Source organism: Citrobacter sp. CtB7.12, from assembly GCF_001297795.1.
Lineage (GTDB): Bacteria > Pseudomonadota > Gammaproteobacteria > Enterobacterales > Enterobacteriaceae > Citrobacter_A > Citrobacter_A amalonaticus.
Genome location: NZ_LIFT01000016.1, coordinates 81,507 through 94,578, shown reverse-complemented (window position 1 = coordinate 94,578; position 13,072 = coordinate 81,507). Strand labels below are relative to the sequence as shown.

Genomic DNA, 13,072 nt, shown 5'->3' with positions numbered 1-13,072 from the left:
TGGACTGCACCCCAAAAGTTGGACACTCAACTGAGTAAGGTGCAGTTTTTTATGGCAAAGCCAAAATATTCCCCTGAAACAAAACTGGCTGTGGTTAATCATTATTTGTCCGGAAAAGACGGAGAAGAGCGTACAGCCGACCGTTTTGGTGTTGAAAGAACTTCCGTCCGTCGCTGGGTCAGGGCGTGGCAACTCCACGGTATGGAAGGGCTGTCAGGGAAAAATAAACATCATTCAGCTGAATTTAAACTCGTCGTCGTCCGGGCGGTTATCCGTGACCACCTGACGATGCGTGAAGCAGCTGCCCGGTTTAATCTCTCTGCAGAAACGCTTGTCCGACACTGGGTCTGCGTGTACAACGATGCCGGAGCGGAAGGACTGCTAAACATTCAACGCGGACGGCCTGGAAAAATGACAAAACAAAAAATCCCCCCATCCCCTACAGATAAAGAACTGGAAAAACTCTCCCCCGAAGAACTCCGGGCTGAACTCCGTTACCTGCGGGCAGAGAATGCCTATCTAAAAAAGTTGAAGGCCTTGGTTCAGAGCGAAAAAAACGGCAGCAAGCCCTGATAATCAGTGAACTGAGGCATAAGCACGCTCTGCGAGACCTCCTGCGCGCGGCAGGCATGTCCCGCAGTACATGGTATTACAATATGAATGCCCTGAAGCAGGTGGACAGGCATGCCGGGCTGAAAGATAAAATCCGTGAGATATACGCCTGGCACAAAGGCCGTTATGGCTACCGCAGGATCACGCTTTCGCTGAGAAAGCAGGGTCTGCTGGTGAACCATAAAACCGTGCAGCGGCTGATGACAGAGCTGTCGCTCCGGTCTCTGATAAGGGCGAAGAAATACCGCTCATGGAAGGGGGAAACAGGCAAGGCAGCCCCCAATATCCTGAGCAGGAACTTCAGTGCATCAAAAGCCAATGAAAAATGGGTTACGGATGTTACAGAGTTCTCGCTGCAGGGTAAAAAGCTGTACCTGTCGCCGGTACTCGATCTTTTTAACCGGGAAATAATCTCCTACAGCCTGTCGGAAAGGCCGGTGATGGAGATGGTTAATACCATGCTGCGGGATGCGTTCTTAAAGCTCGGACCAGACGACGCCCCCTTGCTGCACACAGATCAGGGCTGGCAATATCGGATGGCAGGCTATCAGGCAAAGTTAAAGGCGCAGGGCATGACGCAAAGTATGTCCCGAAAAGGAAACTGTCTGGATAATGCCGTGATGGAAAACTTCTTCGGGACGCTGAAATCGGAGTGTTTTTACCTGAGTCAGTTCAGCAATATCAGCGAACTGAGGAAGGCGATAGAGGATTATATCCGTTACTACAACAACGAGCGGATAAGCCTGAAACTAAAAGGCCTGAGTCCGGTAGAGTACCGGGCCCAGGCTCTGAAGGCCGCTTAATATAAACTGTCCAGATTTATGGGGTCAGTCCATGACGCTTACCGGGCCTATTTAGCGTACGGGATTACTCTTCGTTTTCCGCCAGCTCGCGCAGATACTGGAAGATCTGACGTGCGGACTTCGGCGGCTTATTCCCTTCTTTCTCTTTCTTCGCATTGCGGATCAGCGAGCGTAACTGCTGACGATCGGCGTGCGGCCACAGATTCAGCACCTCTTCTACCGCGTCATCGCCTTCATCGATCAGACGATCGCGCAGATGCTCAAGCTTGTGAAACAACACCACCTGCTGGTTGTGGCGGTTTTTCAACTTATCCAGCGCCTGACGGATAGGATCCACCTCGCGTTGGCGCAGCAATTTACCAATCAACTGCAACTGACGGCGGCGACCTTCCATCTTGATACGCTGGGCCAGCTCAATGGCGGCACGCAGGTCCGCATCAAGCGGGATTTTGTCCAGCGCGTTTTTCCCCAGATCCACCAGTTCCGCGCCCAGGCGTTTTAGCTCCTCGGCGTCGCGTTTAATTTCACTTTTGCTGACCCAGATAATTTCATCGTCTTCGTCTTCGATGTCATCACCGGGAACGTCGTCGAGCCAGTCTTCGGGCTGCTTTGTCATGTCAGGCTCCTTAAAAAAAGAGGCTAATGTTACCAGTTAAGATGCGCACTGAAAAACGGTTCTCTGTTAGACTTCAAAGAAACTCTCTCTACATTATGGCATTTGCGATGAAAGTAATCTCACAAGTTGAAGCGCAGCGTAAGATTCTGGAAGAAGCAGTTTCGACAGCGCTGGAGTTAGCCTCAGGCAAATCGGACGGGGCGGAAGTCGCCGTAAGCAAAACGACCGGCATCAGTGTCAGCACCCGTTATGGTGAAGTGGAGAATGTCGAATTCAATAGCGATGGTGCGCTGGGGATTACCGTCTACCATCAGAACCGTAAAGGCAGCGCCTCATCGACCGATTTAAGCCCACAGGCGATTGCCCGTACCGTCCAGGCGGCGCTGGATATCGCGCGCTACACCTCACCGGATCCGTGCGCCGGTGTGGCCGACAAAGAACTGCTGGCTTTTGACGCGCCGGATCTGGACCTGTTCCACCCGGCTGACATTTCCCCGGACGAAGCCATCGAACTGGCAGCGCGTGCTGAACAGGCCTCTTTGCAGGCCGACAAACGCATCACTAATACGGAAGGCGGCAGCTTTAACAGCCACTATGGCATTAAAGTGTTTGGCAACAGCCACGGTATGTTGCAGGGCTATTGCTCCACCCGCCATTCGCTGTCCAGTTGCGTAATTGCCGAAGAAAACGGCGATATGGAGCGCGATTACGCCTACACCATTGGTCGCGCGATGGGCGATCTACAAACGCCGGAATGGGTAGGCGCAGACTGTGCTCGCCGCACGTTATCCCGCCTGTCTCCGCGTAAACTCTCGACCATGAAAGCGCCGGTGATTTTTGCTAACGAAGTGGCGACCGGGCTGATTGGACATCTGGTTGGCGCAATTGCGGGCGGTTCGGTGTACCGCAAATCCACGTTCTTGCTGGATTCGCTGGGCAAACAAATTCTGCCTGAATGGCTGACCATTGAGGAGCATCCGCACCTGCTGAAAGGACTGGCCTCCTCACCGTTTGACAGCGAAGGCGTGCGCACGGAACGTCGTGACATTGTGAAAGACGGCGTTCTGACTCAATGGCTGCTGACCAACTATTCCGCACGTAAGCTGGGGCTGAAAAGCACCGGTCATGCGGGCGGCATTCATAACTGGCGTATTGCCGGACAAGGGCTGAACTTTGAGCAGATGCTTAAAGAGATGGGCACCGGTCTGGTGGTCACTGAACTGATGGGCCAGGGCGTGAGCGGCATTACCGGGGATTATTCCCGCGGCGCAGCCGGTTTCTGGGTTGAAAACGGGGAAATTCAATACCCTGTGAGCGAAATTACCATCGCCGGAAATTTAAAAGAGATGTGGCGCAATATTGTGACGATTGGTAACGATATTGAAACACGTAGCAATATACAGTGTGGTTCAGTACTGTTGCCGGAGATGAAAATCGCCGGGCAGTAAACATCCATGGCGCGACCTGCCGCGCCATAACAATAAAAAAAAGGAAGTGAGCAATGCGTAAACATCTGTTAGCAATCATCGCAGCTTCAACGTTAGTTTTGGGCTCTTCCGTGTTCGCCGCTGATCTGGAAGATAATATGGAAACGCTTAACGATAACCTGAAGGTAATCGAAAAAGCGGATAACGCGACGCAAGTGACCGATGCGTTAACCAAAATGCGCGCCGCTGCGCTGGACGCGCAAAAAGCGACGCCGCCAAAACTGGAAAGCAAGGCCTCAGATAGCCCGGAAATGAAAGATTTCCGTCATGGTTTCGACATTCTGGTCGGCCAGATCGACGGTGCGCTGAAGCTGGCAAACGAAGGGAAGGTCAAAGAAGCGCAGGCCGCGGCGGAAGAATTCAAAACCACCCGCAACGCGTATCACAAGAAGTATCGTTAATTGTCTTGCTCACCTGATGTCTCCAGAGGGACATCAGGTGACCGTCACAGGATGATTTGCGGATGTTTAATTCCGCAGGCTCTGGCGTAACGGACAATCGTTTCCAGACTGGCCTTGATAATATTCGCTTCCATCCTGGAGACTGTTGGCGGCGTAACCCCCATTCTTTCAGCAACTTGCGCGCGAGTTAATCCCGCGTGTTTACGCCATTGTGCGAGCATAGCTTGTAGACGTGCCTTCCGCTCTTCCACTTCCATTGCGGCTTGTACATCAGGATCGGACATCAGGTCTGCTCTGACGTCGTCCCAGGCGACGCTTTTAGTTTTCTTGCTCATTGAGCATCTCCTCCAGCCTTTCGAAGGCTAGCATCATTTCTTGTTTGGGCGTTTTCTGCGTTTTCTTAATGAACACGCGTAACAGATAGATGGTTTTGCCTTTCTGATAGACATACAGACCACGGCCTGGCTCGGTTCCCATTGTGCGAATCTCAAACAGACCAGCACCGAGAGGTTTGCTGTCGGGTTCCCGTAATGCAGTCGCATTGATTTTTAACTTATCAATCAAGCGAATCATTTTTGCCCTGACGGTGGGCGGTAAACTTGCCAGCTCGCTGGCAACATCGACATGCAGCATGACGGTAAACACGGCATCTCTCCCTGATAAAATATTAGCATAAAAGCTAAATTAGCTTATAGGCTAATTTAGGTGTTTCCTCTTTATGATGGGGACGCATAGCCATCACCGTATTTTCTTGTAATCACAAATTCCGTGCCAGCGTGGGGTTTAGCCTATGCGTAGCGCCTCGCAGAGATTCGTCATAAGTCTTTTGGATACTATGGTTGAAAATCGCTCTTTGCTCACAGTTTCAGACTTTCTTCTCTGCTGGCGTCGCAACGAAACGCCGTTGATATCTGTGAATAAAATCACACTTTTCCAGCGATAAATCATCAAAACCCCCTTTTCTGTGGAACAGATCACTATTGCCACTCGCCTTTCCACTTCGAAGTGGAAAACAACTCGCTACAAACTTTTTACCCCCACCGCTAGTTTTAACTCAGAGCCATTAACGGGGTAAGACGAGTGAATAACGGAGCAGTAATGAACGACATGGGGGAACAGGTGGCGCAGATTGGTGAACTGGCCGATCGCATGCTGGCGCAAGTGTATGCCTTGCTGCGTGAACATCACATCATTCCCAACGCCGTACAGGAACAAATGCTGACGTCTCACGTTCGCGCCATGGCGCACCGGTCGGTGACCGGCGAGCCTTTGCCGGAAGTGGAAGCCAGTTTGTTTGATGAAATTTCAGCCGACTCAATGGCGCTTGCCCGCGACGTGGTCGCAGCGTTTGGCAACCTTCCCGAGGAAGAAGCCTGGCTGCTGTCCGTCCACTTTGAAGTCGCGAAAGACAACCTTTAAGGAGCAACAACATGGAACAGATTACAGTCGTGATTGGCGATCGTCTGGGTAAAGGCCAGAAAGTGGCGGCAGGCGTCGAGAAAGCCGGTGGTCGTGCGGTGGTAGTACCGGGCGTTGCCGCGGATATGAAACTGGGGGACGTGATGAAAGCGGAAAACGCCACGTTCGGCATCTCTTTTTGCGGCAGCGGCGGCGCGGGCGCCATCACTGCACAGAACAAATACGGTTACAAAGCCAAATATGGGATGCGCTCTGTGGATGAAGGCGTAACGGCGATTAACGAAGGCTGCAACGTGCTGGGGTTCGGCTTTATGGATAAAGAAGAGCTTGGCGAGCGCCTGGTCCAGGCGTGGCAGAAAAAATACGGCGCGTAAGTATGAAAGAACAATTCACCACAACGGTGAGAGTCACCGGTAAAGGCGAAGCCAAAGCGCGCGCCTTTGCCGATGCCCTGAACCACGTTCAGGCCGCGGTCATGAAGGCATCGCCGCACATTTTACTGCGTATTGAGCCACAGGATGTGCAGGTTGTTCAAGCGCGTGAAGCGGTGCGCAAAGAAGCGTTTTTGTTCTTCTTTCTGCGCCGGGAACGACGCACTTACAGCGTGGAGCTGGATGTGACCGTCAACGTGACAGCCATCAATCTGGACAAGGTGGATTTTGTCTCGCAACGCTGATTCTTGTTAAGAAGGCATAATTATGTTCCTGATAATTTTAATAAAATCGCTCATCATCGGTGCCCTCGTCGGCGTGGGTGTGGGGGCCGGGGCTGCACGCATGTTTCATGCGCCTACCACACAGGGGATGGGTGCGTTTCGAACTCTGGGGGAACTGAATTCCTGCGAAGGGGATCCGGCTTCTCACTTCTCGTTTGGTCTGGGCTTTTTCTTCAACGCCTGGGCCTCATCCGTTGCGGCGGGCTCGTTCACACAGGACGTGGATCACCGCATCATTCCTAACTGGGGCGCGGCAGCGCTGATGATCAAAAACCGTAACGTCGGTGAAACGCTGCATGACCCGAAAAAAATGGCGATTGCCTGCGGCGTCATCGGCATGATCGTCGTGACCTTCCTGAACCTCACGGCTTCTTCCGTACCGGAAGCGTTGCAGGTGACCGCCGTTAAGGTGCTGGTCCCTGCGGCAAACCTGCTGGTCAACACCGTGATGCCGGTGATCTTCTGGCTGGCGGCGATCGATGCCGGTAAGAAATCAGGCTTCTGGGCAACCGTTTTCGGCGGCGCGGCACAGTTGATCATGGGTAACGCCGTACCGGGTCTGGTCCTCGGCATCCTGATTGGTAAAGGCGTTGAAGAGAGCGGCTGGAACCATGTGACCAAAGTGATGATGGCGGCCATCGTTCTGCTGTTCGTCCTGAGCGGCTTCTTCCGTGGCTTCGACATGAAGATGATCGAATCCTTCCACATGACCGTGCCGAACTGGCTCGAACTGATCCACAACTCGCTTAGCGGCAAATAACGGAGGCCACAATGGAACAGAATAAAGGTTTTTGGTTTGCCGACTGGTCGTTCCCGATCTTCGTTGGCCTGCTCTCCTCCGGTGTGTTTGCCGGGACGCACATGTACTACCTGTACGGGATTGGCGCGTTTAACGAAGTGGCGTTCGTGGCCATGCTGAAAGCGGGGATTGATACCGGATCGTACGGCGCAGTGGCCGCGTTTGGTGCCAGCTTCCTGTTCGCCCGCATTATCGAAGGCTCCCTGGTGGGGATTCTGGATATCGGCGGTGCGATTCAGACCGGCGTTGGTCTGGGGGTTCCGGCGCTGTTGTTGGGCGCAGGCATTGTGTTCCCGGTTGAGAACTTTATCGCTTCTCTCGCTACGGGGCTGGCGATTGGCCTGGCGATTGGTTACGTCATTATCCTGGCGCGTAAGTTCACCATCAATCAGAGTGACTCGACCTACGGGGCGGACGTGATGATGGGTGCCGGTAACGCCTCGGGGCGTTTCCTCGGCCCATTGATCATCCTCAGCGCGATGACGGCGTCGATCCCTATCGGCGTGGGTTCTTTGGTCGGCGCACTGCTGTTTTACATCTGGCAGAAACCGATCACCGGGGGCGCTATCCTTGGCGCCATGATTTTAGGTTCAATCTTCCCGATTGCGATTAGCTAATTACCTGATGGCAAAGTGCTTATCAGGCCTACGGATAAGCGCGTCTTTGTTGGCCGGATAGGGTGATTACGCCGCTATCCGGCAAAAGGAGAGAGACATGTTTGATTTACTCCTTCGCCGTGCGCGTCTGGTTGACGATACGGTCTGTGATATCGCCCTGAAGGACTGCAAAATCGCCGCGTTAGGCGAGATAAACGACCCGGCGGTGAAAACCGTTGAGCTCAACGGCGAGTACTACGTCAGCGCCGGATGGATTGATTCCCACGTTCACTGTTATCCAAATTCCCCGATTTATCACGACGAACCGGACAGCGTAGGCATTGCCACCGGCGTGACGACCGTGGTGGATGCGGGTAGTACCGGTGCCGATGATATTGATGATTTTTATACCCTCACGCGTAACGCCGCGACGGAAGTCTATGCACTTCTGAATATCTCCCGCGTCGGGCTGATTGCACAAAACGAACTGGCGAATATGGCCAACATCGATGCCGACGCGGTGCAGCAGGCGGTGAAACGCTACCCTGATTTCATCGTCGGCCTGAAAGCGCGTATGAGCAGCAGCGTGGTGGGTGAAAATGGCATCACGCCGCTGGAACGCGCCAAAGCGATGCAGCAAGCGAACGGTGATTTGCCCCTGATGGTCCACATTGGCAATAACCCGCCGGATCTGGATGAGATCGCGGAGCGCCTGACGGCGGGCGATATCATCACCCACTGCTACAACGGAAAACCCAATCGCATTCTGACGCCGGAGGGCGAACTGCGCGCCTCGGTCACCCGGGCGATTCAGCGAGGCGTGCGTCTGGACGTCGGGCACGGCACGGCCAGCCTGAGTTTTGCGGTGGCGAAACGTGCCATCAGCTTAGGCATTCTGCCGCACACCATCAGTTCTGATATCTATTGCCGCAACCGTATCAGCGGCCCGGTGCATTCGCTGGCGAATGTGATGTCGAAATTCCTCGCCATCGGGATGTCGCTGCCGCAGGTCATCAACTGTGTGACGGCGAATGCCGCCGACGGCTTGCGTCTGAAATCCAAAGGTCGTCTCCAGCCAGGTCTGGACGCTGACTTAACCCTCTTTACGCTGAAGCGTCAGCCAACCGTGCTGATCGATGCCGAAAATGACAGCTTACAGGCTGAAAAACTGCTGGTGCCGCTTGCCGCAATACGTGCGGGCAAGGGCTATATGACCGAACAAGGGAGCGCGGAACATGCCTTCGATTTTTGAAAAATACCATTTAAAGCAGGTAATTAATACCTCCGGACGAATGACGGCGCTGGGCGTGTCCACGCCGCGCCCGGAAGTGGTGGAAGCGGCGATGGCCGGTATGAACCAGTACTTTGAGATGAAAGATCTGGTGAATAAAACCGGGGAATACATTGCGAAGCTGCTGGATGTGGAAGGGGCGACGGTGGTTTCCTGTGCGTCTGCGGGCATTGCTCAGTCGGTGGCCGCCGTGTTGGTCCAGGACAGCGACTGGCTGCTGGAGAACCTGCACATCACACCGATTGAGAATAACGAAATCGTGCTGCCGAAAGGGCACAACGTTAACTTTGGTGCGCCGGTTGGCACGATGGTGGCGCTGGGCGGTGGCAAGCTGGTGGAAGCCGGATATGCCAATGAATGCTCTGCCGCACAGCTGGCGGCGGCAATCACCCCGCGCACGGCGGCGATTCTTTACATCAAATCCCACCACTGTGTACAAAAAAGCATGCTCAGCGTTGAGCAGGCCGTCGTCGTGGCGCGTAAACACAATCTGCCGCTGATTGTAGATGCGGCGGCGGAAGAAGATCTGCAGTGCTACTACCGTTCGGGGGCCGATCTGGTGATCTACAGCGGCGCGAAGGCGATCGAAGGCCCTACCAGCGGACTGGTCATCGGCAAAACCCAGTACGTCGAGTGGGTGAAACGCCAGACGGCGGGTATTGGTCGGGCGATGAAGGTCGGCAAAGAGGGGATTCTCGGCCTGACCTGTGCCATTGAACTCTATTTGAATGCGCAGAAAGAGAGCGGCGCGGAGATGGTGGAAAAAATGACGCCGTTTATTGATGCGCTGAATGCGCTCAACGGTGTGACCGCTCGCGTGGTGTGGGACAGCGCGGGACGGGATATCGCCCGCGCAGAAATTAAGTTTGATGAAGCTGTTACCGGCATCGCGACAGGCGAACTGGTGGAAGCCCTCAAGCAGGGTGAATACGCGATTTACTTCCGTGGTTACAAAGCCAACGAAGGAATTATTGAAGCAGATGTGCGCAGTGTTGATCGTGCACAGTTGGACATTGTGGCGCGCCGGATTGGCGACGTGATTAATCAGGAGAAACAAGCATGAAATTGACCCCGAACTTTTATCGCGATCGCGTCTGCCTGAATGTACTGGCCGGCTCGAAAGAGAACGCGGGTGACATTTACGACGCGGCGGAAGGTCATGTGCTGGTCGGTGTACTCTCCAAAAATTACCCGGATGTCGAAAGCGCGGTGGCGGATATGCGTGACTACGCGGCACTTATCCACAATGCGCTCTCCGTAGGGCTGGGGGCGGGCGATCCGAACCAGTCGGCGATGGTCAGTGAAATCTCCCGCCAGGTTCAGCCGCAGCACGTCAACCAGGTGTTCACCGGCGTGGCAACCAGCCGCGCCCTGCTCGGGCAGAGTGAGACGGTGGTCAATGGTCTGGTATCGCCGACTGGTACGCCTGGTCTGGTCAAAATTTCCACCGGGCCGCTGAGTAGCAAAGCGGCGGACGGCATTGTCCCGGTCGAAACGGCTATCGCGCTGCTGAAAGATATGGGCGGTAGCTCGATCAAATACTTCCCGATGGGCGGTCTGAAATGCCGTGACGAGTTTAACGCGGTGGCTGAAGCCTGTGCGCGTCATGATTTCTGGCTGGAGCCAACCGGCGGGATCGATCTGGAAAACTACGCTGAGATTCTGCAAATTGCCCTCGACGCGGGCGTCAGTAAAATCATTCCTCACATTTATAGTTCTATTATTGATAAGGTAAGCGGAAACACCCGTCCGGACGATGTGCGCCAGTTGCTGGCGCTGACCAGGGCGTGTGTAGGTTAAAAACGAGGAGAGTGATGTGCGATTCCCCAACCAACGTTTGGCGCAACTGTTTACGATGTTGCAAAACGAGACGCTGCCGCAGGATGAGCTGGCGCAGCGGTTGTCGGTTTCCACACGAACTGTTCGTGCTGATATTACAGCGCTCAACGCCCTGCTGACTCAGCACGGTGCGCAGTTTATCCTCAGCCGGGGCAACGGTTATCAGCTCAGGATCGATGACCCGGCAAGCTATCAGTCCCTGCAATCGCAGCAGCCCAGCGCGCTGCGAATTCCGCGCACCAGTCAGGAACGCGTACATTACCTGATGGTACGTTTTCTGACATCCGCCTTTTCTCTCAAACTCGAAGATTTAGCTGATGAATGGTTTGTCAGTCGGGCGACGCTACAAAACGACATGGCAGAAGTGCGTGAATGGCTGCAACGCTATCATTTGACGCTGGAAACGCGTCCGCGCCATGGCATGAAACTGTTCGGCAGCGAGATGGCGATCCGCGCCTGCCTGACCGACCTTCTCTGGACGCTGGCGCAGCAGGATCCCGCTAATCCGCTGGTGACCGAAGAGGCGCTGTATGCCGGGGTGCCATCGCAGCTTCAACCGCTGCTTGAGGAGATTTTCAATCGCTTCCATATTCGCCTTACTGACGAAGGCGAGCTGTTTTTACGTCTGTACTGCGCGGTCGCGGTACGCCGTATCAGCGAAGGGTATCCGTTGTCGGAATTCACCAACGAAGAGGTGGAAGAGAACGTGTGCCTGGCGGCGCGTGAGATTGCCGCTGTCGTGCAGCATCTGGCAAATCATCCGCTGTCGGTGTCGGAAGAGAACTGGCTGAAGGTACATATCGCGGCGCGGCAGGTGCAGGAGATTGCGCCCAGTGCGATCAATGCCGACGACGAGGAAGCGCTGGTCAATTACATCCTGCGGTTTATCAACAGCCAGTACAACTATAACCTGTTGAATGATAAACAGCTTCATGCGGATTTACTCACTCACATCAAAACGATGATCACCCGGGTGCGCTATCAGATCATGATCCCGAACCCGCTGTTGGAGAACATCAAGCAACACTATCCCATGGCATGGGATATGACCCTGGCGGCAGTCTCCAGTTGGGGTAAATACACCCCTTACGCCATCAGCGAAAACGAGATCGGCTTTCTGGTGTTACACATCGGCGTTGGGCTTGAACGTAGTTACAACATCGGTTACCAGCGGCAGCCAAAAGTTCTGCTGGTCTGCGACACGGGAAATGCGATGGTGCGGATGATTGAAGCGGTACTGGCGCGCAAATATCCGCAGATCGAGATTGTAAACACGCTGACGCTGCGTGATTACGAACAGCGCGAGAGTATCGCGGAGGACTTTGTGATCGCCACGGCGCGGATCGGTGAGAAAGACAAGCCGGTCGTGCAGATCGCCCCGTTTCCTACCGACTATCAACTGGAGCAGATCGGTAAGTTAGTGCTGGTAGACAGAACCCGTCCGTGGATGCTGAACAAATACTTCGATGCCGCGCATTTTCGTATTATCGAAGGCGAGATGGACCAGCAGACGCTGTTTAAAACCTTGTGCGATCAGTTGCAGCGTGAAGGGTTTGTCGACGCGGAATTCCTCGATTCGGTGGTGGAACGTGAGGCGATTGTCAGCACGATGCTCGGTGACAGCATTGCGCTGCCGCACGCCCTCGGACTGCTGGCGAAAAAAACGGTGGTCTACACGGTGCTCGCCCCGCAGGGTATCGCCTGGGGGGACGAAACCGCACATGTGATCTTTTTACTCGCTATCAGTAAAAGCGAGTACGAAGAGGCAATGGCCATCTACGATATCTTTGTCACTTTCCTGCGTGAACGCGCTATGACGCGACTGTGCGGCAGCCAAAACTTCGCCGAGTTTAAAGCGGTGGCGATGGAGTGTGTGAGTCGTTTTTGATGGGAGGGGCAGGAAAGACGGAAAGCAGATGCTGTCCGCCATAGTGTTTACCGTAAATGATGGACAACCTGGTTGCTGCTGCCGCGCCAGATCAGCGCCGGGTCTTTCAGATCCTGCACAAATTTGCCGTCCACCAGCACGTTAATGAGGTCCACAACCTGCATTTGCGCGGCGTTGAGTTCATCCAGCTTATAGCCGGTCCACACCCAGATATCTTTACCTGCACATTCAGCACGAATGCGCTGCACCAGCTTCAGGATATCCGGTACGTTCTGCGGATGAAGCGGATCGCCGCCGGAAAGGGAGATCCCCTGGCGGTGGATCCGCGTGTCGTTCAGATCGCGGATGATCTGGTCTTCCATTGCTTTCGTGAACGGCTGACCGGAGTTCAGCCGCCAGGTGCTTTTGTTGTAGCAGCCAGGGCATTCGTGCACGCACCCTGAAACAAACAGGGTGCAGCGGGTACCGGGGCCGTTAACGATATCGACGGGATAATACTGGTGATAATTCATTTTTCCTCGTTGCATTTGGCGCTGTAGCTGTGTTGGCCGCTCTCACTCACCCGGGTCACTTACTGATGTAAGCTCCCCGGGATTCGTTCGTTTG

Annotated in this window: 16 protein-coding genes; 12 read left to right on the top strand and 4 right to left on the bottom strand. The window is 54.3% G+C overall.

All coding sequences use genetic code 11. The annotated features are described in order from the left end of the window. The first annotated feature begins 51 nt into the window (after positions 1-51). A protein-coding gene (locus AOY24_RS25025; RefSeq protein WP_099433379.1) for an IS3 family transposase occupies positions 52-1,415 on the top strand; the annotation gives its coding sequence in 2 pieces (ribosomal slippage) (positions 52-520 and positions 520-1,415; 1,365 coding nt in all). 64 nt (positions 1,416-1,479) lie between these two features. Here AOY24_RS25025 and yjgA read toward each other — a convergent pair. Continuing rightward, the gene (gene yjgA / locus AOY24_RS17605; RefSeq protein ID WP_042999217.1) at positions 1,480-2,031 is read right to left on the bottom strand and encodes a ribosome biogenesis factor YjgA; all 552 of its coding nucleotides are present in this window, start codon (positions 2,029-2,031) and stop codon (positions 1,480-1,482) included. 95 nt (positions 2,032-2,126) lie between these two features. On the opposite strand from yjgA, the gene pmbA reads away from it, so the two are divergent. Both pmbA and cybC read left to right on the top strand, forming a co-directional pair. Further along, positions 2,127-3,479 carry a metalloprotease PmbA gene (pmbA, locus tag AOY24_RS17600; protein WP_044264679.1) on the top strand — a complete coding sequence of 451 codons (1,353 nt, stop codon included), beginning with the start codon at positions 2,127-2,129 and terminating at the stop codon, positions 3,477-3,479. 53 nt (positions 3,480-3,532) lie between these two features. Continuing rightward, a complete protein-coding gene (gene cybC / locus AOY24_RS17595) occupies positions 3,533-3,919 on the top strand; it encodes a cytochrome b562 (protein WP_054177077.1) in 387 nt (128 codons plus the stop codon). 44 nt (positions 3,920-3,963) lie between these two features. Here cybC and AOY24_RS17590 read toward each other — a convergent pair whose 3' ends face one another. Together AOY24_RS17590 and AOY24_RS17585 are read right to left on the bottom strand one after the other, a co-directional pair. Next, positions 3,964-4,254, bottom strand: coding sequence for a helix-turn-helix transcriptional regulator (locus tag AOY24_RS17590; RefSeq protein WP_172961308.1), 291 nt, complete (start codon positions 4,252-4,254; stop codon positions 3,964-3,966). Then, the gene (locus tag AOY24_RS17585) at positions 4,238-4,564 is read right to left on the bottom strand and encodes a type II toxin-antitoxin system RelE/ParE family toxin (RefSeq protein ID WP_042999220.1); all 327 of its coding nucleotides are present in this window, start codon (positions 4,562-4,564) and stop codon (positions 4,238-4,240) included. The genes AOY24_RS17590 and AOY24_RS17585 overlap by 17 nt, the downstream gene beginning before the upstream one ends. Before the next feature lie 435 nt (positions 4,565-4,999). On the opposite strand from AOY24_RS17585, the gene AOY24_RS17580 reads away from it, so the two are divergent. From AOY24_RS17580 to AOY24_RS17540, 9 genes are all read left to right on the top strand, one after another. Next, positions 5,000-5,338 (top strand): glycine dehydrogenase, encoded by a 339-nt coding sequence (locus tag AOY24_RS17580; RefSeq protein WP_061075410.1) that lies wholly within the window; start codon positions 5,000-5,002, stop codon positions 5,336-5,338. A gap of 11 nt (positions 5,339-5,349) precedes the next feature. Continuing rightward, positions 5,350-5,712, top strand: a complete 363-nt coding sequence (locus AOY24_RS17575; RefSeq protein ID WP_012134368.1) for an SFCGS family glycine-rich protein — start codon at positions 5,350-5,352, stop codon at positions 5,710-5,712. Positions 5,713-5,714: 2 nt separating this feature from the next. Continuing rightward, on the top strand, positions 5,715-6,014 hold the full coding sequence (locus AOY24_RS17570) for a DUF4312 family protein (RefSeq protein ID WP_042321633.1): 300 nt from the start codon (positions 5,715-5,717) through the stop codon (positions 6,012-6,014). Positions 6,015-6,036: 22 nt separating this feature from the next. Beyond that, positions 6,037-6,813 carry a DUF4311 domain-containing protein gene (locus AOY24_RS17565; protein WP_042999221.1) on the top strand — a complete coding sequence of 259 codons (777 nt, stop codon included), beginning with the start codon at positions 6,037-6,039 and terminating at the stop codon, positions 6,811-6,813. Between the two features lie 11 nt (positions 6,814-6,824). Then, positions 6,825-7,469, top strand: coding sequence for a DUF4310 family protein (locus AOY24_RS17560; protein ID WP_042999222.1), 645 nt, complete (start codon positions 6,825-6,827; stop codon positions 7,467-7,469). 97 nt (positions 7,470-7,566) lie between these two features. After that, positions 7,567-8,700, top strand: a complete 1,134-nt coding sequence (locus tag AOY24_RS17555; RefSeq protein WP_054177076.1) for an amidohydrolase/deacetylase family metallohydrolase — start codon at positions 7,567-7,569, stop codon at positions 8,698-8,700. Beyond that, a complete protein-coding gene (locus tag AOY24_RS17550) occupies positions 8,684-9,802 on the top strand; it encodes a DgaE family pyridoxal phosphate-dependent ammonia lyase (protein ID WP_042999224.1) in 1,119 nt (372 codons plus the stop codon). Before AOY24_RS17555 ends, AOY24_RS17550 begins: the two co-directional genes overlap by 17 nt. Next, positions 9,799-10,539 (top strand): KDGP aldolase family protein, encoded by a 741-nt coding sequence (locus AOY24_RS17545; RefSeq protein WP_054177075.1) that lies wholly within the window; start codon positions 9,799-9,801, stop codon positions 10,537-10,539. Before AOY24_RS17550 ends, AOY24_RS17545 begins: the two co-directional genes overlap by 4 nt. 16 nt (positions 10,540-10,555) lie before the next feature. Then, positions 10,556-12,466 (top strand): transcription antiterminator, encoded by a 1,911-nt coding sequence (locus tag AOY24_RS17540; protein WP_054177074.1) that lies wholly within the window; start codon positions 10,556-10,558, stop codon positions 12,464-12,466. A 47-nt stretch (positions 12,467-12,513) separates the two neighbouring features. Here the strand turns inward: AOY24_RS17540 and nrdG are convergent, their stop codons facing one another. Then, complete coding sequence (nrdG, locus tag AOY24_RS17535; protein ID WP_054177073.1) at positions 12,514-12,978, bottom strand: anaerobic ribonucleoside-triphosphate reductase-activating protein; 465 nt, start codon at positions 12,976-12,978, stop codon at positions 12,514-12,516. Positions 12,979-13,072: the final 94 nt, after the last annotated feature.

What these genes read in the sequence shown, in the direction of transcription:
- AOY24_RS17550 (WP_042999224.1), top strand. Translation starts at nt 8,684, where the DNA reads ATGCCTTCGATTTTTGAAAAATACCATTTAAAGCAGGTAATTAATACC.
- nrdG (WP_054177073.1), bottom strand. Translation starts at nt 12,978, where the DNA reads ATGAATTATCACCAGTATTATCCCGTCGATATCGTTAACGGCCCCGGT.
- pmbA (WP_044264679.1), top strand. Translation starts at nt 2,127, where the DNA reads ATGGCATTTGCGATGAAAGTAATCTCACAAGTTGAAGCGCAGCGTAAG.
- AOY24_RS17565 (WP_042999221.1), top strand. Translation starts at nt 6,037, where the DNA reads ATGTTCCTGATAATTTTAATAAAATCGCTCATCATCGGTGCCCTCGTC.
- AOY24_RS17545 (WP_054177075.1), top strand. Translation starts at nt 9,799, where the DNA reads ATGAAATTGACCCCGAACTTTTATCGCGATCGCGTCTGCCTGAATGTA.
- AOY24_RS17560 (WP_042999222.1), top strand. Translation starts at nt 6,825, where the DNA reads ATGGAACAGAATAAAGGTTTTTGGTTTGCCGACTGGTCGTTCCCGATC.
- AOY24_RS17575 (WP_012134368.1), top strand. Translation starts at nt 5,350, where the DNA reads ATGGAACAGATTACAGTCGTGATTGGCGATCGTCTGGGTAAAGGCCAG.
- cybC (WP_054177077.1), top strand. Translation starts at nt 3,533, where the DNA reads ATGCGTAAACATCTGTTAGCAATCATCGCAGCTTCAACGTTAGTTTTG.
- AOY24_RS17570 (WP_042321633.1), top strand. Translation starts at nt 5,715, where the DNA reads ATGAAAGAACAATTCACCACAACGGTGAGAGTCACCGGTAAAGGCGAA.
- yjgA (WP_042999217.1), bottom strand. Translation starts at nt 2,031, where the DNA reads ATGACAAAGCAGCCCGAAGACTGGCTCGACGACGTTCCCGGTGATGAC.
- AOY24_RS17590 (WP_172961308.1), bottom strand. Translation starts at nt 4,254, where the DNA reads ATGAGCAAGAAAACTAAAAGCGTCGCCTGGGACGACGTCAGAGCAGAC.
- AOY24_RS17555 (WP_054177076.1), top strand. Translation starts at nt 7,567, where the DNA reads ATGTTTGATTTACTCCTTCGCCGTGCGCGTCTGGTTGACGATACGGTC.